The following is a 19380-nucleotide window of genomic DNA, read 5'->3' as shown; positions in this document are numbered from 1 at the left end:
CCGCGCGACCGCGGGCCGGTCGGCCCCGACACGCCGCCGCGGGCGCCCGTCTCGTCCGCGGCCACCGGGGACACGGCGAGCACCCGGGACACCGCGGGCCCTGGGGACGCTGAGCACCCTGGGGACGCCGAGGACGCTGCGGGGCCTGGGGACAGCGGGGCTCCCGCTGCGGACGTGACACCCGCCGCCGGCACCCCGGACACCGCGGCTGCCGATGACGGGGACGTGAGCACCGACACGGCCGCCCGCACCGACGCCGGCGCCGGGTCCGCACCCGACCCCGTGCACGACACCGTCGCACTGACCGGCGGCCCGGCCACGGAGGCCGCGCCCGCCACCCCGGCGGCCGCACCGACCGCCGGGCCCGCTGCCGCGCCTGCCGCCGCGCCTGCCGCCGTGCCTGCCGCCGTGCCTGCCGCCGTGCCCGCCCCGGACGCCTCCGACACCGTCACGCTCGGCGACCCGGTGCCGCCCGCCGGCTCGTCCGCCGGCCACGTGCCCGTCGGTCCCGCCGGCCCGGGTGGTCCGGGTGGGCCCGCCGGCCCGGGTGGTCCGGGTGGGCCCGCCGGCCCCGTCGCCGCGGCCCCCGCGCCGCGCCGCCCGCTGTGGCGGCGCCCGGCCGTGCTCGCGCCCGTCGGCCTGCTCGCCGTCCTCGGCGCCGCCTACGGCGTCGACCTGCTCGTCGCGGGCAGCGACGTCCCCCGCAACACCGTCGTCGCCGGCGTGGACATCGGCGGGCTCTCCCCCGCCGCCGCGGCGAGCACGCTGGAGGAGCAGCTGGCCCCGCGGGTCGCCGCCGACCACGTCGTCGTCGCCGACGACGTCGAGGCCACCCTCTCCCCCGCCGTGGCCGGCATCGCGCTCGACGTCGACGCGACCGTCGACGCCGCCGACGACCAGCCGCTGGCGCCGTGGACCCGGCTGGTCACCCTGTTCTCCGACCGCACCGTCGAGCCCGTCATCGACGGCGACGAGGGCGCCCTCGCCGCGCAGGTCGAGACGATCGCCACCCAGGTCGACCGGGCGCCGGTCGACGCCACGATCACCCTCGAGGGCACCACCCCGACGCTGGTCGAGCCGGCCGACGGCCGCACGTTGGACCGCGAGGGCAGCGCCGAGGCGATCACCGCGGCGCTGGCCGCCGGGGCCGACCCGGAGACCCCGATTGAGCTGCCGGTCGACGTCGAGCCGGTGCAGGTGGCCGCCGAGGAGGCGCAGCGCGTCCTCGACGACACCGTCACCCCGGCCCTCGCCGCCCCCGTCACGGTCAGCAGCCAGGACGGCGCGACGTCGGTGGAGATCCCGGTCGAGGCGATCGCGGCCTCGCTGACGTTCACCCCGCAGGAGAGCGGCGAGCTGGCCGTCGCCGTCGACCCCGCCGCCCTGCAGACGGCGATGGGCGAGGACTTCGCCGCCTTCGGCACGCCCGCCGAGGACGCCCGCTTCGAGGTCGACGGCGACGCGGTGCGCGTCGTCCCGTCGGTCGACGGCACCGGCGTCGACCCGGCCGCGCTGGCCGGGCAGCTGCTCGAGGTGCTGCCGCAGCCCGCCCCCCGGTCCGTCACCGTCCAGCTGGGCCCGGTGCCGGCCGACCTGACCACCCAGGAGGCCGAGGCGCTCGGCATCCGCGAGGAGGTCAGCTCCTTCACCACCACGACGACGAACAACGCCAGCGGCACCAACATCCGGGTGGTCGCGGCCGAGGTCGACGGCGCGCTCGTGCTGCCGGGCGAGACCTTCAGCCTCAACGACTACACCGGGCCGCGCGGCACCGCCCAGGGCTACGTGCCGGCCAACGTCATCAGCGGCGGCGAGCTGTCGACCGCCGTCGGCGGCGGCATCAGCCAGTTCGCCACGACGATGTTCAACGCGGTCTTCTTCGGCGGCCTCGAGGACGTCTACCACAAGCCGCACAGCTTCTACATCAGCCGCTACCCGGCCGGCCGCGAGGCCACCGTGTACGAGGGCCAGATCGACCTGCAGTGGCGCAACGACACCGACACCGGGATCTTCGTCGACACCCAGTGGACGCCCGGCTCCTCGGGCGGGTCGATCACGGTGACCTTCTACGGGACCAAGCGCTACGAGATCGAGGCGATCGAGAGCGCCCGGTCGAACTTCCGCCAGCCCGCGGTGCAGGAGAAGGTCGACGACGGTGACTGCATCCCGCAGTCCGGCGTCCAGGGCTTCGACGTGTCGGTCACCCGGGTCTTCCGCGACCTGCAGACCGGGGCGGAGATCCGCCGCGAGCGGTTCGACACCACGTACCAGGCGGAGGCGGTCATCCGCTGCGTCGCCCCGCCGCCGCCCGCCGAGCCCGCCCCGGCGCCCGACGCGGGCACCCCGCCGGCCCAGCCGACGTCCTGAGCACCCGCCCGAACGAGCGACTCCGCGCCCGCCCCGGCGCCCGGCGTCGGCGGGGCGGCACCGCGGACGTGCACACTGGCCGGGTGAGCACCGTGCGGGCCGGCGGGCCGTCCCGCACCGGCGGGGCGGCCGGGGAGGGCCCTCCCGTCGTCCCGGCCGTCGCCGCGGTCCCCGTGGACGGTCAGGGCGCCCCCGGCGCCAGCCGCGCGGACCTCCCTGCGCCGGGCCGGCTCGACCACTGGCCGGCCGTCGTCCGCGTGCCGCTGCAGGTGCTCGGCCGCACGGTGGCCAAGGCGTGGAAGGACCGCATCCTCGGCCTCTCCGGCGAGGCGGCCTTCTGGCAGATCCTGTCGGTGCCGCCGCTGCTCATCGCGCTGCTGGGCTCGCTGGGCTACCTCGGCGGCTTCATCGGCGCGGACTCGGTGCAGACGATCGAGGACACGCTGGTCAACGCGTCCAGCGAGGTGGTCACCGCCGACGTCGTCGACCAGCTCGTGCGGCCCACCCTCAACGACATCCTGACGTCCGGGCGGCTCGACGTCGTGAGCCTGGGCTTCCTGCTCACCCTGTGGGCCGGGTCGTCGGCGACGGCGACGTTCATGAACACGATCGTCATCGCCTACGACCAGCGCGACGTCCGCGGCCCGATCGCCACCCGGCTGATGGCGCTGTGGCTCTTCGTCGTCGGCCTGGTGCTGGCGGTGCTCATGCTGCCGCTGCTGGTGCTCGGGCGCGGGCTGCTCGTGGCCCTGCTGCCGCAGGACTGGCAGCCGACCGCCACGGTGCTGGTCGACGCCGTCTACTGGCCGGTGGTCGTCGTCGGCCTGATCCTGTCGCTCACGAGCTTCTACCACGTGGTCCTGCCCCGGCGGCTCCCCTGGCACCGGCACCTGCCGGGCTCGCTGCTGGCCGTGGGGTTCTTCGTGGTGGCCGCGACCGTGCTGCGCCTGTACGTGTCGGACATCCTGGTCGCGGCGCTGCCCTACGGCGCGCTCGCGACCCCGATCGCGGCCCTGCTGTTCCTGTTCTTCTTCGGGATGGCCGTGCTGCTCGGGGCCGAGCTCAACGCGACCATCCAGGAGCGCTGGCCGGCCCAGCAGCGCCGGCACACCCGCCGGGCGCAGCGCCGGCGGGCGGCCGAGCTGGAGGCCGAGGCCAAGCGGCTCGGGCTCAGGTGACGTGCTGGAACGGCCCCCTCGCAGGGGCCCGCCGCGAGCGTGCGAGCGGTGGGGGGCGAGGGGGTCCTCCTACTTGCGGAGCTGCTCGTAGACCTCCTTGCAGGCCGGGCACACCGGGCTGCCGGGCTTCGGGGACTTGGTGACCGGGAAGACCTCGCCGCACAGCGCCTCGACCATCGTCCCCATGACCGCACTCTCGGCGATCTTGTTCTTGCGGACGTAGTGGAAGACCTCGTTGGCGTTGCCGGTGTCGCCCTCGCGGACGTCGGGCTTCTCGAGGAGGTCGGACTGGCTCACGGGCTGCTCCCAGGCTGGTGACGGGGGCCGCGGCCGGCCCGCCGGGAGGCGCGGCCGGGCGACGGTCGGTCGCCCTCCATGATGGCAGGGTGAGCGCCGAACCCCGTCATGCCGCCGCCCCCACCCCCCTCGCCCTCTCCCCCGAGGTCGCCGAGGCGCTCGACTCCGGCGCGCCCGTCGTCGCCCTGGAGAGCACGCTGCTCGCCCACGGCCTGCCGCGCCCCGACAACCGTGCCGCCGCCGACGAGGTGGAGGCCGCCGTCCGCGCCGGCGGGGCCGTGCCCGCGACGATCGCCGTGCTCGACGGCGTGCCGCACGTCGGCCTGACCGCCAAGCAGGTCGACCGGGTCTGCGCGGACGCCGACCTCGCCAAGCTGGGTGTGCGCGACCTGCCCGTCGCCGCCGCGCTGGGCCTCTCGGGCGCCACCACCGTCTCGAGCACCGCGCTGCTGGCCGCCGCGGCCGGCATCGGCGTGTTCGCCACCGGCGGGCTCGGCGGCGTGCACCGCCAGTCGGCCGAGACCTTCGACGAGTCCGCCGACCTGACCGCGCTGTCGCGCACGTCCCTGGCCGTCGTCTGCGCCGGCGTCAAGTCGATCCTCGACGTGCCGGCCACCCTCGAGCGGATGGAGAGCCTGTCGATCACCGTCGTCGGCTACGGGACGACGACGTTCCCCGGCTTCTACGTCGCCGACTCCGGATCGAACGTCGACTGGTCGGTCGACACCCCCGAGCAGGCCGCCGCCGTGCTGGCCGCGCGCCGCGAGCTGACCCCCGGCGCCGTCGTCGTCGCCAACCCGCTGCCGGCCGACCAGCAGCTCGACCCGGAGCTGCACGACCGCGTCATCGCGGGCGCGCTGGCCGCCGCGGAGGCCGCCGGGGTGCGCGGCAAGGCGGTGACCCCGTTCGTCCTCGACCACCTGCACCGGGAGAGCGGAGGCGCGACGCTGGAGGTCAACGTGCGCCTGGTGCTGCGCAACGCCGAGCTCGCCGGGCGGATCGCCGCCGCGCTGGCCGGGGCGGCCCGCTGAGCACCGGGCGGCCGGTGGTCGTCGTCGGCGACGTCGCCACCGACGTCGTCGCGGTGCTGTCCGGGGAGCCGGCGCCCGGCTCCGACCGGCCGGCGGCCATCCGCAGCCGTGGCGGTGGGGCCGGGGCCAACGTGGCGGTCCACCTGGCCGCGCTGGGGACGCCGGTGGTGCTGGCCGGGTGCGTCGGCGACGACCCGGCCGGCCTCGCGCTGGTGGCGGAGCTGACCGCCGCCGGCGTCGGGCTCGCGCTGCGCACGGTGCCGGGGGCGGCTACCGGCACGATCGTCAGCCTGGTCGAGCCGGGCGGGCAGCGGAGCATGCTGGCCGACCGGGGCGCCAACCTCGACCTGCGCCTCGGCGACGTGCCCGCGCCCGGCCCGGGCGGGCACCTGCACCTCTCGGGCTACACGCTGCTCGACGAGCGGCCGCGGGCGGCGGGGCTCGCGGCGCTGGCCGCCGCGCGGGCGGCCGGCTGCACGGTGTCGGTGGACCCCGCGTCGACCGGCCCGCTGACCGCGTACGGCGTCGACCGGTGGCTCGCGGACACCGCGGGCGCGGACCTGCTGCTGCCCAACGCCGACGAGGCGCGGCTGCTCACCGGCTGCGCCGACCCGGCCGACGCCGCCCGGGCGCTGGCGGCCGCGCACCCGGCGGTCGCGGTCACGCTGGGTGCCGACGGCGCGCTGTGGGCGGCCGGCGACGTGGTCGTGCACCGCCCGGCGCACCCGGCCGACGTCGTCGACACCACCGGCGCGGGCGACGCGTTCACCGCGGGGCTGCTCGCCGTGTGGCTGGCGGCTCCCGGCGGTGACCCCGCCGCGGCGCTGGACGCGGGCCTGGCCCGCGCGGCCGGGGTGGTCGCGCGGGCGGGCGCCCGCTGAGGCCCCGCTCGGGCTCAGCCGTCGATGACGCGGCCGCCCTCGATGACCCGGTGCTCCCGCGGCGGGGCCTCGAGGATGCGGTCGGGCCGCGGCGGCACGTAGCGGTGCGCGTCGAGCTTCTTCTTCGGCGGCCGGTCGTTGGCCATGACCACGGCGATCCACGGCAGGATCGTGCCGAGCACCGCGAAGATGATCATCAGCCAGACGGTCTGGTAGAAGACCGCGGCCAGGACGAGGCTGATGCCACGGACGGCCATGGTCAGCACGTACCGCTTCTTCCGGGCGGCGTGCTGGTCGACCAGGCTGGGCTCGGCCTGGGTGATGAGCACCGGCTCGGCTCTGCGGGCTCGCGCGGACTGCTGGCTCGAGGCCACGTGCACCCATCCCTCCGTGGATCGGGGACAGAGACGGCACGGTGTCGCCTGCGCTTGGGGCCGATTGCCCGCCATCCGGTGGTGAGCAATCCGACATCTCCCGGTCCGCCTCCCATCGTGCCACCGTCCGGGGGCCGGTGCTCGTGGCGGAGCAGACGATCGGGTACCGCTTGCGGGCGGGTCAGCGCGCTGCGGCGGCCGTCCCGCCCGCGGCCTTCGCCGCCTTCTTCGCCTCCTGCTTGGCGGCCCGGACCTCGGCCAGCGACTCCGGCCCCGTGATGTCGGCGACCGACCGGCGGGAACCCTCCTCGCCGTAGGCACCGGCCGCCTCGCGCCACCCGGGCGGGGTCACGCCGTACTGCTTGCCGAGCAGCGCGACGAGGATCCTCGCCTTCTGCGCGCCGAAGCCCGGCAGCTCGCCGATGCGGCGCAGCAGGGTCGCGCCATCGGGGGCGTCGGACCACAGCGCGTCGGCGCGGCCGTCGTAGCGCTCGACGAGCAGCCGGCACACCGCCTGCGCCCGCTGGGCCATCGAGCCCGGGTACCGGTGCACGGCCGGCGGCCCCTGGAACCACGCGAGCAGCGCGTCGGGGTCGGCGCCGGCGATGGCGGCGGCGTCCAGCCCGTCGACGCCCATCCGGTCGGCCAGCAGCCGCGGCCCGGCGAAGGCGCGCTCCATCGGGAACTGCTGGTCGAACAGCATGCCGAGCAGCAGCGCGAGCGGGTCACGGCCGAGCAGCTCGTCGGCGGCGGGATCCTGGGTCAGGCGGAGGGTCGGCACGCCGGCGATCCTGCCGCAGGCGTACCGGTTGCCCGGCCCCGCCGGCCGGCGGCCCGCCCCCGGCCGTCAGTACGGGTAGCCCGGACCGCCGGCCAGCATGGTCAGCACGTACATGGCGCCGAAGACGACGGCGCCGAAGAGGACGACGAGCGCCACCCAGAGCCACGCGCGCTCCCAGGGACCGGCGGTGTCGGCGGCCGGAGCCCCCGCGGGAGCGGGCGGCACCGCCGCAGCCATCTCCGGTGCGCCGACCTGCGGCGCCTGTGCGGCCTGCACGGGACGGTCCTCGACCTGCACGCTCATGTCCACTCCTCCTGTAGCCGACGACGGGCCGGCGACCCGGACGCCGCTCACGACGCCCACCTCGGACGCTAGGGCGACGGCCCGCGGACCGGACGGGGCCGGATGTCCCGACGAACGGGACCGTCGGCCCGGGTCGGATGGGACCCTCGACCCGGCGGGAAGGGTCGTCTCACCGTCCCAGTCGACCGCCGGCCGCCGCCCCAGCTGTGGTCGAAGCCCTGGTCGCGTGCGTCCCGCCGCCCCGGACCACGAGCACCGCGCACGACGCGTGCACCACGCAGTGCAACGCAACCGAGCCGAGCGCCAGCCCCGTCAGCCGGCTGCGGCTCCGGCTGCCGACGACCAGCAGGCCGGCGCCCTCGGATCTCCGCACGAGCACGTCGCCGGGCGCCCCGGTCTCCACCACCACGTCGAGCTCCGGATGCGGAGACGGCCCCAGGGCCGCGGTGACGATGCCGTCCGCGCGCGCCCGGGCCTCCTGCGGCGACTCGCCGACGGGAGGGGCCGGGACGGTGATGTCGCTCCAGTAGGTCACGGGCTGGCAGACCAGCACGGCCTCGACGCGGGCACCGAGCAGTCGGGCGAACCCGACGGCCTGCACGAGCGCAGCCCGCGCGACCGACGAGTCGTCGATCCCGACCACCACCCGTGGAGCGGATGCGGAGGTGGTGGCGTGGACGACGACGACCGGGCACGGGGAGTGCGCCGAGCAGTGCAGGGCGACCGAGCCGAGGAGCGCGCTCGCCACGGCGCCCCGCCCCCTGCTTCCCACGACGAGGAGCGCGGCGTCACGCGCCCGCGCCACCAGCTCCTCGGTCGGTTCCCCGCAGACGACGGTGACGTGCACGAGCACGGCCCCGTCGCGCATGACGTCCCGCACCGCCGGATCGCCCATCGCCTGGGTGACGTCCGCCCGCAGCCGGGCCTCTGTGTCGGCGCGGATGGCCTCGACACCGCGGACGTCGAGGAGATGAGGGGCCGTCCAGGGATCGACCGGGACGGCACTCACCACCTCGACCTCCGCGCCCGTGCGCGCGGCGGTCGTCAGTGCCCAGAGGAGGGCGGCCCGCCCCCCGGGCGACCCGTCGACCCCGACGACGATCCGGCCCCTGGTCGCTTGTTCGCTCATCACGGTCGCCCCACCTCTCGTCCCAGCCGGTCGGGTCGAGCATCAGCCGCACGTGCGGCCCGTGACGCTGCCCGACGTCACGGGCACGGGAGGACCTTCGTCCCGTACCTGTCGCCTCACGAACCCGGAGCGGTGGGGCCCGCCGGGCGCCACGGGCCCCGCGAGACGGTCAGCGCAGGACGGCGACCTTCAGGGCACCGGAGGCGACCGGGTCGGCGAACAGGTCGTAGGCGGCGGTCACCTCGTCGAGACCGAAGCGGTGGGTGACGATCCGGCCGGCGTCGAGCTTGCCGGCCTGCAGCATGCGCAGCAGCATCGGCGTCGTCGACGTGTCCACCAGGCCCGTGGTGATGGTGACGTCACGGATCCACAGGTCCTCGAGGTGCAGCGTCGTCGGCTTGCCGTGCACGCCGATGTTGGCCACCCGGCCACCGGGCCGGACCACGTCCACCGCCAGGTCGAACGTCTCCGGGATGCCCACGGCCTCCATGCCGACGTCGGCGCCGAGGCCGCCGGTCAGCTCCCGCACACGCTCGACCACGTCGTCGTCGGGCGAGAGCGCGAGGTCGGCCCCGAGTGCCACGGCCGCGTCCCGGCGCGCCGGCACGGGGTCGACGACCACGATCCGCTCGGGCGTGTAGAGACCGGAGGTCATCACCGCGGCCAGTCCGATCGGGCCCGCCCCGACGATGACGACGGTGTCGCCCGGGCGCACGCCGCCGTTGAGCGCCCCGACCTCGTAGGACGTGGGCAGGATGTCGGCGAGCATCAGGGCGGCCTCGTCGGCCACGCCCTGGGGCAGCCGGTGGAGCGAGCCGTCGGCGAACGGGACACGGACCGCCTCGGCCTGGACGCCGTGGGTGGTGTGCCCGAGGACCCAGCCGGCGCTCCGGCACTGCCCGTAGCGGGCCTGCCGGCAGTACGGGCAGCGGCCGCAGGCGGTGATGCACGAGATCAGCACCCGGTCACCGGGGCTGACGTTGCGCACGCCCGGCCCCACCTCCGTGACGGTGCCGACAGCCTCGTGCCCGAGGATCGTGCCTGGGGTCACCTCCGGCACGTCCCCCTTGAGGATGTGCAGGTCGGTGCCGCAGATGGTGAACCCGTCGACCCGGACGACGGCGTCCTCGGGGTCCTGGGTGCGTGGGTCGGGCACGACCTCCCAGGACCGCTTGCCGGGACCGTGGAACACGAGCGCCTGCATGACCTCTCCTCTCGATGTCGGAGGCCTCAGTCCAGCGCCCCGACGCCGATCGGCCCGAGTGCCGAACGTCCCCCGAGACAGGGACCGCCGCCCTGTCCGAGCAGGTGGCCGTTTCGGTCGCCGACGCGGCGCGACGACGCTCCCGCCGGGTCCGGCAGGAGCGTCGTCGTGTGCGGTCAGGTCCGCTGACCTGTGGACGGCGTCAGCTCGGGCTCCGCGCCCCTCGGGTCCGGCGGGAGCGGACGACGCACGGCAGGGGCCGGACCGGACGGCGGCTGTGGCCGGGCGCGGTGCGCGGCGGCACCGATGAGGAGGCCACCGACGACGACGAGCAGTGCTCCTGCGGCGAGCAGAGCGGTGGAGAACTCCGTCAGGCCGGGCAGGGTGGCCCCGGCCCGGATGTCCGCCTCGAGCCCGGCGTCCCCGTCAGCTCGCATGAGCACGACCGTCCAGTTCCCCTCGTCAGGACGCCAGTCCAGCGTGACCGTCCCGGTTCCCGAGGCCGAGGAGGCCCAGATGCCGGCCTCCCCTGGCGACGACGCAGGCGGTCCGCCCGGCATGTCCTCCGTCGTCCAGGACCGGCCGCCCGCGGTGTCCCAGTCGAGGGGGCCCGCCATCTCGTGTCCCACACCGCCCAGGTAGCGGTCGACGGCGGCCGTCGGGGCGACGCCGAGGAACACCTCGTCGTCCGGGTCGGCCGCAGTGACCTCGATGCGGGCGGTCCCGACGAGCTCGTCGACCACCCAGTCCAGTCCCTGGCCCTCGAGCAGCACGGCACCGGTGGTGATGGCGTACCGGGTGGTGTCGACGGAGACCGTGGGTGAGAGCAGCACGCCGTCGGTGTCCCGCTGGGTCCGGTCGGCCCACAGCGACGTGCCGCCGGCGATCAGGGGGCCGGTCGCCGCCAGGAGCAGGACCGACCCGGTGACGGCCGAGGCGACCCGGCCCGCCGTCCACCGGCTGGCGGTCGCCGGCAGCGGCCCCGTGGACGCGGGTGGGACCGGCCGCGAGCCCGGGTCCGTGCCACCCATGTCCATCCGGAACGGCGGGTACTCGTCGGTCAGCAGCAGCACGTAGGCGGCCACCCGGAGCGCCCAGCGGTCCATGCCGAGGACGAAGTCGTAGAGCGGGACCGGATAGCGCCCGCTGAACAGCAGGACGACCCCGGCCACGACGACGAGCAGCGCGACGAGGCCGCCGAAGGCCCAGCCGTCGTCCCAGGCGCCGTCGCCGCTGCCCGTCCCGGTTCCCAGCCACACCCCGCCGCCGACGAAGACCGCCAGCACCAGGTAGTGCGGCAGTGCCAGCAGCCACCACTTGACGAGGACCAGCCCTCGCGACAGCCGGTCGGGGTAGGGCACGTCGAGGTGGGCGGGATGGCCGGGCACCTCGGCGAGCGTGAAGGGCGGGTACCGGTCGGTGCCCAGCGCGCCGTAGCCGTAGTGGTGCACCCGCCAGCTCCACCGGAGGACGCCGACGGTGAAGTCGAAGAGCGGACGCGGATAGCGCCCGGTCACGAGGATCGCGACGAACGCCATCACGCTGACGACCGCCACCGCTGTCCAGAGGAGCGTCAGGACCAGGTAGTGCGGGAGCAGCAGCAGCCACTTGACCAGCCAGAGCCCGCGGGACAGGGGCGGGTCGAGGACCCCGTCGACCCGGACGGGATAGGCGCGCGGTCCCGGTGGGGCTGTCGACGGCACGGACATGCTCACGGCACACCTCCTGCCGCTGCGTGTCCGGGGACCGTCCCCGGCTCCGGCGGCCGATCCGAGGCTCCTGCGGCGCGGCGGGCGCGGACACGGCCGAAGGCGGGTCCCGGGCGGGGACGTTGGTCGCTGCCGTCGGTGACCGCAGGCCCGGGACGGGACCGCCGCACGGCGGCGAGGCTCGGGACACGCACTGTCCCGAGGAGATCCTCATGGCCCGCCCCAGCACCGCCCCCTCACCCGCGCCGGACCGACGCAGCCGGGTCCCCGCCACAGCACCACTGGAGGCGGCTGCCGATGCCGCGACCAGCGCTCCCTCCGTCCACAACACGCAGCCCTGGCGCATCGTCCTGCACACCGACCGGCTGGAGCTCTTCGCCGACCGAGCGCGGCAGCTGCCCGTCCTGGACCCCCTGGGCCGGGCCCTGACGCTGAGCGTCGGCGCGGCTCTGTTCAACGCACGCGTCGCACTGGCCGCGGCCGGCGTCGCCGTGCGCGTGGACCGACTGCCCGATCTCGACGGGAACCCGCAGCTGATGGCCGTCCTCCGGCCGGTGGACGGCCCCGCAGACCCGGCGCTGGCCACCCTCGCCCCGGCGGTCCGCCGACGACGGACGAACCGGCGCCGCTACGCGCCCGGACGGGTGCCCGAGGACCTGTTACGGGTGCTCGTCGCGGCCGCTGCCGCGGAGGAGACCACCCTCGTCCCGGTCACCCGCGACCACCACGTCCGGCTCCTCGCGCGGCTCACCCAGCAGGCCGACGGGATGCAGAACGCCGATCCCGCCTACCGCGCCGAGCTGCGTCGCTGGACCAACCGGGACCCCCGGGCCGGCGACGGGGTCCCCGCCTCCGCCGTACCGCACGTCGACGGGCACCAGCACGACGCGCTGCCGGTCCGGGACTTCGACACCGCCGGGGCCGGCCTGCTCCCTCCGGACACCGACTCCGGCACGCACCAGACACTCGTCGTCCTCGCCACCCCCCGCGACGACCTGTCGGCATGGCTCCGGTGTGGGGAGGCCCTCGAGCGGGTGCTGCTGGAGCTGACCACCCACGGCTGGGTCGCCGGGCCGCTCACGCAGGCGGTGGAGGTCCCGGTGACCCGCACGCAGCTGCGTGCGGCCCTCACCTGGGACACGCACCCGCAGGCGGTGCTCCGCATCGGACGGGCGCCGGCCACGTCGCCGACCCCTCGCCGTCCCCGGGCCACCGTCGTCGAGAACAGCGCGGCCTCCACCGGGCGCCAGATCACGGGACGGGTGCAGCCGGCCGCTCCGGCACGGACGCCCGCCCGTCCCGTCCCCGACGGCCGAGGCGGGACGACGTGGCGATGACCGCCGGCCGTCCTCCGGTCGTCGTCGGGGTCGACGACGGTGCCGCGATGCCGGCGGTGGCGCGGACGGCGGCGGAGGTCGCGCACCGCGAGCTGCGCCCTCTGGTCCTGGTGACGGCCGTGGAGCACGCGCCGGATGCAGGACGTGCGCAGGGGGGCCCGTGGCACCGCGCTCTGCTCCGTCTGGCCACGCTCCGGGAGGACCTCCTCCCCCTCGTCCCCGCCCTGACGGTGCGGACCGTCGTGCGGGCAGGGTCCGCGGTCGAGGTGCTGTGCGAGGAGTCCTCCCGGTCGGCCCTCCTGGTCATCGGCACGGGGAACGACAGCACGGGCCTCGGTCCCGTCGCCCGGGCCCTGGTCCGTACGGCCGGGGGACCCCTGCTGCTCGTCCCGCCGCACGCAGGGAACGGGACCGACGTCGTCGCCGGGGTGGACGGCTCACCAGGCACGACGACGGTGCTCGCTGCCGCAGCGCAGGAGGCCGGCACCCGCGGCAGACCGCTGCGGATCGTCCACACGTGGCACCGCCGCCCCGGCACGACCGCATCGGATCCGCGCTGGGCGGCGGCCGTCGCCTCCGCGGTCGCCGGTGCCGAGCGCCGGCTGGTCGACCTGCAGGCCGGACACGTGCGGGAGGGGTGGCCCGCGGTGGCCGTCACCGAGGACGTCCGGCCGGGGGACGCGACGCAGGCCCTCCTCGGCCTCTCCCGCGGAGCGGCCCTCGTGGTCGTCGGACAGGCACGGACGGCAGCCGGACGCGTGGTGGTCGAGACGGTGGCTGCTGCGGGTCGGTGTCCCGTGCTGGTGGTCCCCCGGCCTCCCGTGGAGCGCGGCGCGGACGCGCCGCGAGGCGCCGCCGTCGCCCTCGGCCGGTGAGCACCGCCGGCGGGACCGCTCCCCGGCCGGGCCGCGTGCGGGACAGGGTGCGGATCGGGTTCGCGCCCGGCGCCCGCACCGGCGACCGGGTGGAGCTGCTGTCCTGGGTGGGCAGCGTCCTGCTCGCCGTGTCGGTCCTGCCCCTGGCGCTGGCGGTGGCGAGCGTGGTGGCGACGGACGTCGGCGCGAGGGCCGCCCAGCAGGCCGCGGACCAGCAGCAGGTCCCGGCGGTCCTGCTGGAGGACGCCGAGGTGCTCGCCGGGACGTCGACGCTGCGTGCCACCGCGCCCGTGTCCTGGACGAGCCCCGACGGCGTCGGCCACGAGGACACGGTGCCGGTGCCGGTCGGGCGGCACGCCGGGGACAGCGTGCCGGTGTGGATCGACCCGGCCGGGGAGCACACGAGCCCGCCGATGGACCGCGGCGACGTCGTCGTCGTGACCGTCACCGCCGGGTTCCTGACGCTGCTGGTGGGTCTGGCCGCGGTGGTCGTGGTGCACGCATCGGTGTGCGCGCTGCTGGAACGAGGGCGTCAGCGAGCGTGGACCCAGGAGTGGGCCGAGGTCGGGCCGCTCTGGACTGCTCGCTACCGGCCGCGCTGAGCGACGCACGTGCGAGGGGGCCGGGACGCCACGGCGTCCCGGCCCCTCGCACGTCGATCAGGACCGGCGGAACAGCCGGCGCCACCACGGGCGCCGCGGCTGCTCGGACGCGGCCGGCCGGGCCGGTCGGCCCGCGGGCGGTGTCACTGGCCGGTCGTGGCGTCCGCGCTCGGCGGTGCGGGTGTGCTCGAGGTAGTGCTGCACGGCCATCGGGTCGGGGTGGTGCCCGCGGGCGGCCACGTCGTGACGGGCCTCCCACTGGGCGATCAGCTTCTCGTCCTCGGACATCTCCCGGCGGGGGTGCTCGCTGGGGGCGGGGGCGTCGGACACGGTCACGTCGGGACCTCCTGGGGGATGCGGTCTGTCTGGTCCCACGGTCGTCCGGTGGCGCCGTCCGCGGCAGGGGGCGAGGGTCCCGGGCGCCGGGACCAACGGCCCGTCAGACGTGCAGCACAGCGGCACCGGCGAAGCGGCCGTGCGCGAGGTCGGACAGGGCTCGCGGGGCGTCGTCGAGGGTGTAGCCGGTGGTCGTGGCGCGCACCCCGAGCCGGGCCGCGAGCGCGAGGAACTGCTCGGCGTCACGGCGGGTGTTGGCGGTGACGCTGCGCAGCCGGCGCTCCTGGAACAGCTCGGCGGCGTACGACAGCGGCGGGACGTCGGACAGCCAGATGCCCGCGACGGCGAGGGTGCCGCCGCGGTCGAGAGCGCGGAGGGCGACCGGGACGAGCTCGCCGGCCGGCGCGAACAGCACCGCGCCGTCCAGGGGCTCGGGCGGGGCGTCGGCGGGCCCGCCGACGGAGTCCGCGCCCAGCTCCGCGGCCAGCCGCCGGTTGCCCGCGCCGCGGGTGAGCACGTGCACCCGCAGCCCCTGGGCCAGCGCGAGCTGGGCGGTCAGGTGGGCGCTGCCCCCGAAGCCGTAGATCCCCACGCTGCCGCCGGGCGGGACCTCGACCAGCCGCAGCGCCCGGTAGCCGATGATCCCGGCGCACAGCAGCGGCGCGGCGTGCTCGTCGTCGACGCCGTCGGGCAGCCGGAGGGCGAAGCGCTCGTCGACGAGGCACGCCTCGGCGTAGCCGCCGTCGAGGTCCCAGCCGGTGAACCGCGGGCCGGTGCACAGGTTCTCGTCCCCGCGGCGGCAGAACCGGCAGCTGCCGTCGGTGCGGCCCAGCCACGGGACGCCCACCCGGTCGCCGAGGGCGAAGCGGGTCGTCCCCGGCCCGAGCGCGTCCACCCGGCCGACCACCTCGTGGCCGGGGACCACGCCCGGCCGCCGCGGCGGCAGGTCGCCCTCGGCCAGGTGCAGGTCGGTGCGGCACACACCGCAGCAGCTGACGGCGACCCGCACCTGTCCCGGCCCGGGCTCGGGGACCTCACGGTCCACCCGCTGCAGCGGACCCTCGTCGGCCGGCGCCGGCGTCCCGACCTCCCAGGCCCGCACCCCCGCCCCCTCAGACCGTCGGGACGTCGGCCGGGACCGCCTGCGGGTGCAGGACCAGGACCGGGCACGGCGCCGCGACCACGCAGTGCAGGGCGGTCGAGCCGAGCAGCATCCCGGCCAGCCGGCTGCGGCTGCGGCTCCCGACGACGAGCAGCGCGGCCCCCTCGGCCCGGCGGACCAGCACGTCGGCGGGACGGCCGGCGTCCACCACGACGTCCACGTCCGGACGGCGGCCCAGCTCGGCATCGACGAAGCCCTCGACCCGCCACCGGGCGTGCGCGAGGGTCTCCCCGCGCACCGGCAGGGCGGCCGACGCGAAGTCGCCCCAGTGCTCGGGCGGCCGGACCGCGACCACGACCTCCAGTGACGCCCCGAGGTGGTGCGCCTCGACGGCGGCCCGCCACAGCACGTCACGGGCACCGTCGGTGTCGTCGAGGCCGACCACCACGCGGGCGGGCCCCGGTCCCGGGACGGACGGGTGCACGACGGCGACCGGGCAGCCGGCCCGGGTCACGCAGCCGAGGGCGACCGAGCCGAGGAGGGTGCTGCGCGCGGCCCCGCGGCCGCGGCTGCCGACGACGAGCAGGCCCGCGTCGGCCGCCCGGGCGACCAGCTCGTCGACCGGGCGGCCCACCAGCACGGTGGTGGTGACGTGCGCCTGCGGCAGGTCACCGCCGCGGTCGTACTCGTCGAGCAGGTCCCGCACGTGGACCCCGACGTCGGAGCGCACCAGGTCGATCCGCGCGGGGTCGAGCAGGTCGGGGTCCTCCCACGCCTCCCCGACCGGGAGGACGACGACCACCTCCAGGCCGGTCCGCGCGCGGGCGGCGGCCTCCAGCGCCCAGACCACCGCGGCGCGGCCCCCGGGTGATCCGTCGAAGGCCACGACCACCCGGCCCCCGGGTTCGTCCGACGTCGCCGGCTGCGTCATCCGCTGCACTCCCCGGTCGCGCCCCGGCAGGTCGCCGGGGTCTCGCGTCACCCTCCGGCAGGCCCCGGTGGCGGTGCCGCCGCCGGACGTCCCCGTCCGGGTGGACCTTGGTCCTGGGGGTGAGCGGCCGGTGCACGTCGCGGACGGACGGCGGGGTGCCGCTGCAAGACCCCGGGGCGGATGCGCAGGTGCGACGGCCGCTGATCGGCGGTCACACCGCCACGTCCCGCCGGGCGAACGCCGGGACCGCCAGCCCGGTGAGGACGACGACCGCCAGCGCGCAGACGACCACCCCGTGCACCGACAGACCGGTCAGCAGCGGTTGGTGGCCGAGCGACTGCCAGAACGGCGACAGCACGCGCAGGGGCTCGAGCCAGCCGACCAGCGGCGCCAGCCCGTTCAGCAGGTAGGCCAGGACGGCGAGGACGCCGGGGACGGCCCGGGCGAGGACGCGGCTGCCGGTGGCCGCGCCGACTCCGAGAGCGAGCGCGCCGAACACCGCGCCGAGCAGTCCCAGGTGCAGACCGGCGGCGACCACGTGGCCCGCCGGCAGGTCGAGACCGAACGCCGCACCGGAGACCAGCAGGGCGAGGACGACCACCCCGGCGAGGACCAGGGTCCCGAGCACCACGGCACCGGCCTGCTCGACCACCAGCCGGCCGCGGCCCACGGGCGCGGCCAGGACCAGGCCGAGCCGGTGCCGGCTCTCCTCGCCGGCGATTGCGGCTGCCCCGGACACGATCGCGTACAGGGTGACCAGCAGTGGTCCGGTGAGCCCCATGACCTCCGCCTGCACGTAGCCCACGGGTGTGGACAGGTCGGTGGTCGCCAGGAGGGAGCGCAGCACCTCCGGCATCGCGTCCATGAGGTCGGTGAGCGACGGCTGGTCGCGGATGCTGGGCCACAGGGCCGCGTACAGCGTCACCAGGGCGGCCAGGCCGGCGGCCCACACCACCGTCCCGCGCCACCGCAGGGTGACCGCCTGCCGGAGCACCTCAGCGGACATCGGGGTCTCCCGCTCCGTAGTAGGCGAGGAACGTCTCCTCGAGGTCGGCTTCGCTGCACTCGAGGTCGACGAGCCGGTGCCGGGCCAACCGGCGCACCAGCGCGTCGAGCGATCCGGCCGGCGCTGCACAGCTCAGCGTCGAGGCGCTGACGCGGACGTCCCGCAGACCCGGCACGCCGACGAAGTCGGCCGCGGTGACCGGGCCGTCGAAGGACGCGTGCACCCGGTGCAGGGACCGCTCCCGGAGGACGGACATCTCCTCCACGGCCACCAGCCGGCCCGCGCGCAGCACGCCGATGCGGTCGGCGGTGCGCTGCACCTCGCCCAGGACGTGCGAGGACAGCAGCACGCTCCCGCCCTCGGCGGCGTGCTCCCGCACCAGCGCCAGGAACTCCTGCTGCACCAGCGGGTCGAAGCCGCTGGTGGGCTCGTCGAGCACCAGCAGCTGCGGCCGGCCGAGCAGGGCCAGGACGACGGCGAGCTTCTGCCGGTTGCCCTTCGACAGCGCGCCCACCGGGCGGTCGAGGTCCAGTCCGAGCCGGTCGGAGACCGCAGCGGCGGACTTGTCGTCCGGGGACACGCCCCGCAACCGCGCACCCATCGCCACGTGCCGGCGGCCGGTCAGGCGGTCGTGGAAGGCCGGCTCCCCCAGCAGCCACCCGACCTGCCGGTGCACGACAGCGGGATGCCGCCACGGGTCGCGGCCGTGCACCCGCACCCCGCCCGCGCTCGGCCGGGCGAAGCCCATGAGCAAGCGCAGGGTGGTCGTCTTGCCGGCACCGTTGGGTCCCAGCCAGCCGAGCACCTCACCGCGCCGCACCTCCAGGTCCACGTCGGACAGCGCCACCGTGCGCCCGAAGCGCTTGGTGAGCCCGGCGGTCCGGACGACGACGTCCGGCTCGGTGCCCTCCATCGTCAGACGAGCGCGGAGGCCGCCGGGCCCACGGTGCCCTCGGCGGGCCGGCGGACGGGGTGCACGACCAGGACGGGACCGGCGGCGTGCATGACGCAGTGCAGGGCGACGGATCCGACCAGCAGGCCACGCACCGATCCACGGCCGCGGCTGCCCACGACGAGCAGGGCCGCGTCCCGGGCCCGCTCGACGAGCACGTCCGCGGCAGCTCCTTCCACCACCTCGATCTCGACGCGGGGTGCGCGCCCGTCCCCGGGCCGGCCGGCGAGCACCGCCTCGACCGACTCGGCCACCCGTCGCTGCAGGTCGTCGCGGATCTCCTCCCGCGACGGGAGCACCACGGTGGACAGGTCGACCCAGTAGTCGGTCACGGCGTAGGTCGCGACGGCACGGACGTCCGCGCCCAGCACGGCGGCCTCCTCCACGGCAGCGGCGAGCGCCACCCGTGCGGCTGCGGACCCGTCCACCCCGACGACGACGCGGGGCGGCTGAGCCGGCTCCCCGGACGACGGGTGCACGACCAGGACCGGGCAGTGCGCGTGGGTCACGGTGTGCAGGGCCACCGAGCCCAGGAGCGCACTGCGCACGGCGCCGCGTCCCCGGTTGCCCACCACGACGAGCTCCGCGCCCACCGAACCGGCGACCAGCGCCGCCGCCGCCGGGTCCAGGGTGACCTCGACGGCCGCCTCCACCGAGGCGGCACCGGGCACCTCCGTCCGGACGGTGGCCAGGAGCTCCTCGGCCCGACGACGGGTGGCTCCCCGCACGTCCTCGACGACCGGCACGACGACGCCGGCACCACCGAGCCAGTAGAGGTCGGCCGCGTAACTGCTCACCACCTCCACCCGCGCACCGCGGGCCACCGCCGCGGCCAGGGCCGCGCGCAGGGCCGCGCGCGCCGCCGCCGAGCCGTCGACCCCGACGACGATGCGTGCGCTCCCGCCGTGCGGCCGGTCGGTCGTGTCCATGAGGAGTCCTCCCCGTCGGGCCCCGGGCGGTCACCGGGGCGTCGCACCGACGATGC

20 protein-coding genes are annotated in these 19380 nt (G+C 76.5%); 7 read left to right on the top strand and 13 right to left on the bottom strand.

The window, feature by feature from the left end:
* Nucleotides 1–225: 225 nt before the first annotated feature.
* Together WA616_RS21840 and WA616_RS21835 are read left to right on the top strand one after the other, a co-directional pair.
* The gene (locus tag WA616_RS21840) at nucleotides 226–2367 is read left to right on the top strand and encodes a VanW family protein (RefSeq protein WP_336033158.1); all 2142 of its coding nucleotides are present in this window, start codon (nucleotides 226–228) and stop codon (nucleotides 2365–2367) included.
* A gap of 83 nt (nucleotides 2368–2450) precedes the next feature.
* Nucleotides 2451–3545, top strand: coding sequence for a YihY/virulence factor BrkB family protein (locus tag WA616_RS21835; protein WP_336033157.1), 1095 nt, complete (start codon nucleotides 2451–2453; stop codon nucleotides 3543–3545).
* Between the two features lie 69 nt (nucleotides 3546–3614).
* Here WA616_RS21835 and WA616_RS21830 read toward each other — a convergent pair whose 3' ends face one another.
* Nucleotides 3615–3842, bottom strand: coding sequence for a DUF3039 domain-containing protein (locus WA616_RS21830; protein ID WP_073420369.1), 228 nt, complete (start codon nucleotides 3840–3842; stop codon nucleotides 3615–3617).
* A gap of 89 nt (nucleotides 3843–3931) precedes the next feature.
* On the opposite strand from WA616_RS21830, the gene WA616_RS21825 reads away from it, so the two are divergent.
* Nucleotides 3932–4873: a pseudouridine-5'-phosphate glycosidase gene (locus WA616_RS21825; RefSeq protein ID WP_336033153.1), complete on the top strand. Its 942-nt coding sequence runs from the start codon at nucleotides 3932–3934 to the stop codon at nucleotides 4871–4873.
* 14 nt (nucleotides 4874–4887) lie between these two features.
* Nucleotides 4888–5754, top strand: coding sequence for a carbohydrate kinase family protein (locus WA616_RS21820; protein ID WP_336033152.1), 867 nt, complete (start codon nucleotides 4888–4890; stop codon nucleotides 5752–5754).
* Between the two features lie 14 nt (nucleotides 5755–5768).
* On the opposite strand, the gene WA616_RS21815 is transcribed toward WA616_RS21820, so the two are convergent.
* The 6 genes from WA616_RS21815 to WA616_RS21790 all read right to left on the bottom strand — a co-directional run bounded on the left by WA616_RS21815 (nucleotide 5769) and on the right by WA616_RS21790 (nucleotide 11254).
* Nucleotides 5769–6128 carry a DUF3099 domain-containing protein gene (locus WA616_RS21815; protein ID WP_336033150.1) on the bottom strand — a complete coding sequence of 120 codons (360 nt, stop codon included), beginning with the start codon at nucleotides 6126–6128 and terminating at the stop codon, nucleotides 5769–5771.
* A gap of 181 nt (nucleotides 6129–6309) precedes the next feature.
* Nucleotides 6310–6909, bottom strand: coding sequence for an HhH-GPD-type base excision DNA repair protein (locus tag WA616_RS21810; RefSeq protein ID WP_336033148.1), 600 nt, complete (start codon nucleotides 6907–6909; stop codon nucleotides 6310–6312).
* Between the two features lie 66 nt (nucleotides 6910–6975).
* The gene (locus WA616_RS21805) at nucleotides 6976–7263 is read right to left on the bottom strand and encodes a hypothetical protein (protein WP_336033147.1); all 288 of its coding nucleotides are present in this window, start codon (nucleotides 7261–7263) and stop codon (nucleotides 6976–6978) included.
* A gap of 118 nt (nucleotides 7264–7381) precedes the next feature.
* Nucleotides 7382–8341: a universal stress protein gene (locus tag WA616_RS21800; protein ID WP_336033146.1), complete on the bottom strand. Its 960-nt coding sequence runs from the start codon at nucleotides 8339–8341 to the stop codon at nucleotides 7382–7384.
* A gap of 169 nt (nucleotides 8342–8510) precedes the next feature.
* Nucleotides 8511–9545: an alcohol dehydrogenase catalytic domain-containing protein gene (locus WA616_RS21795; RefSeq protein ID WP_336033144.1), complete on the bottom strand. Its 1035-nt coding sequence runs from the start codon at nucleotides 9543–9545 to the stop codon at nucleotides 8511–8513.
* Between the two features lie 176 nt (nucleotides 9546–9721).
* Nucleotides 9722–11254 carry a DUF4389 domain-containing protein gene (locus WA616_RS21790; protein WP_336033264.1) on the bottom strand — a complete coding sequence of 511 codons (1533 nt, stop codon included), beginning with the start codon at nucleotides 11252–11254 and terminating at the stop codon, nucleotides 9722–9724.
* Nucleotides 11255–11466: 212 nt separating this feature from the next.
* Here WA616_RS21790 and WA616_RS21785 point away from each other — a divergent pair, with 212 nt between their 5' ends.
* The 3 genes from WA616_RS21785 to WA616_RS21775 are packed head-to-tail and all read left to right on the top strand — an operon-like array spanning nucleotide 11467 to nucleotide 14068.
* Nucleotides 11467–12591, top strand: coding sequence for an Acg family FMN-binding oxidoreductase (locus WA616_RS21785; RefSeq protein WP_336033143.1), 1125 nt, complete (start codon nucleotides 11467–11469; stop codon nucleotides 12589–12591).
* Complete coding sequence (locus tag WA616_RS21780) at nucleotides 12588–13466, top strand: universal stress protein (RefSeq protein WP_336033263.1); 879 nt, start codon at nucleotides 12588–12590, stop codon at nucleotides 13464–13466. Before WA616_RS21785 ends, WA616_RS21780 begins: the two co-directional genes overlap by 4 nt.
* Nucleotides 13463–14068: an Rv1733c family protein gene (locus WA616_RS21775; protein WP_336033142.1), complete on the top strand. Its 606-nt coding sequence runs from the start codon at nucleotides 13463–13465 to the stop codon at nucleotides 14066–14068. The genes WA616_RS21780 and WA616_RS21775 overlap by 4 nt, the downstream gene beginning before the upstream one ends.
* 57 nt (nucleotides 14069–14125) lie before the next feature.
* On the opposite strand, the gene WA616_RS21770 is transcribed toward WA616_RS21775, so the two are convergent.
* The 6 genes from WA616_RS21770 to WA616_RS21745 form a co-directional block, all read right to left on the bottom strand.
* The gene (locus WA616_RS21770; RefSeq protein WP_336033140.1) at nucleotides 14126–14404 is read right to left on the bottom strand and encodes a hypothetical protein; all 279 of its coding nucleotides are present in this window, start codon (nucleotides 14402–14404) and stop codon (nucleotides 14126–14128) included.
* Between the two features lie 103 nt (nucleotides 14405–14507).
* Complete coding sequence (locus WA616_RS21765) at nucleotides 14508–15506, bottom strand: zinc-dependent alcohol dehydrogenase family protein (protein WP_336033138.1); 999 nt, start codon at nucleotides 15504–15506, stop codon at nucleotides 14508–14510.
* Between the two features lie 10 nt (nucleotides 15507–15516).
* Nucleotides 15517–16437 carry a universal stress protein gene (locus WA616_RS21760; protein ID WP_336033136.1) on the bottom strand — a complete coding sequence of 307 codons (921 nt, stop codon included), beginning with the start codon at nucleotides 16435–16437 and terminating at the stop codon, nucleotides 15517–15519.
* A 211-nt stretch (nucleotides 16438–16648) separates the two neighbouring features.
* Nucleotides 16649–17443 carry an ABC transporter permease subunit gene (locus WA616_RS21755; RefSeq protein ID WP_336033134.1) on the bottom strand — a complete coding sequence of 265 codons (795 nt, stop codon included), beginning with the start codon at nucleotides 17441–17443 and terminating at the stop codon, nucleotides 16649–16651.
* Entirely contained in the window at nucleotides 17433–18356 is a 924-nt protein-coding gene (locus tag WA616_RS21750; RefSeq protein ID WP_336033133.1) for an ABC transporter ATP-binding protein, read from the bottom strand. The genes WA616_RS21755 and WA616_RS21750 overlap by 11 nt, the downstream gene beginning before the upstream one ends.
* Before the next feature lie 2 nt (nucleotides 18357–18358).
* Entirely contained in the window at nucleotides 18359–19324 is a 966-nt protein-coding gene (locus WA616_RS21745; protein ID WP_336033132.1) for a universal stress protein, read from the bottom strand.
* Nucleotides 19325–19380: the final 56 nt, after the last annotated feature.

Source organism: Geodermatophilus sp. FMUSA9-8 (assembly GCF_037034165.1).
Lineage (GTDB): Bacteria > Actinomycetota > Actinomycetes > Mycobacteriales > Geodermatophilaceae > Geodermatophilus > Geodermatophilus nigrescens.
This window is presented reverse-complemented; position numbering and strand designations above follow the sequence as displayed.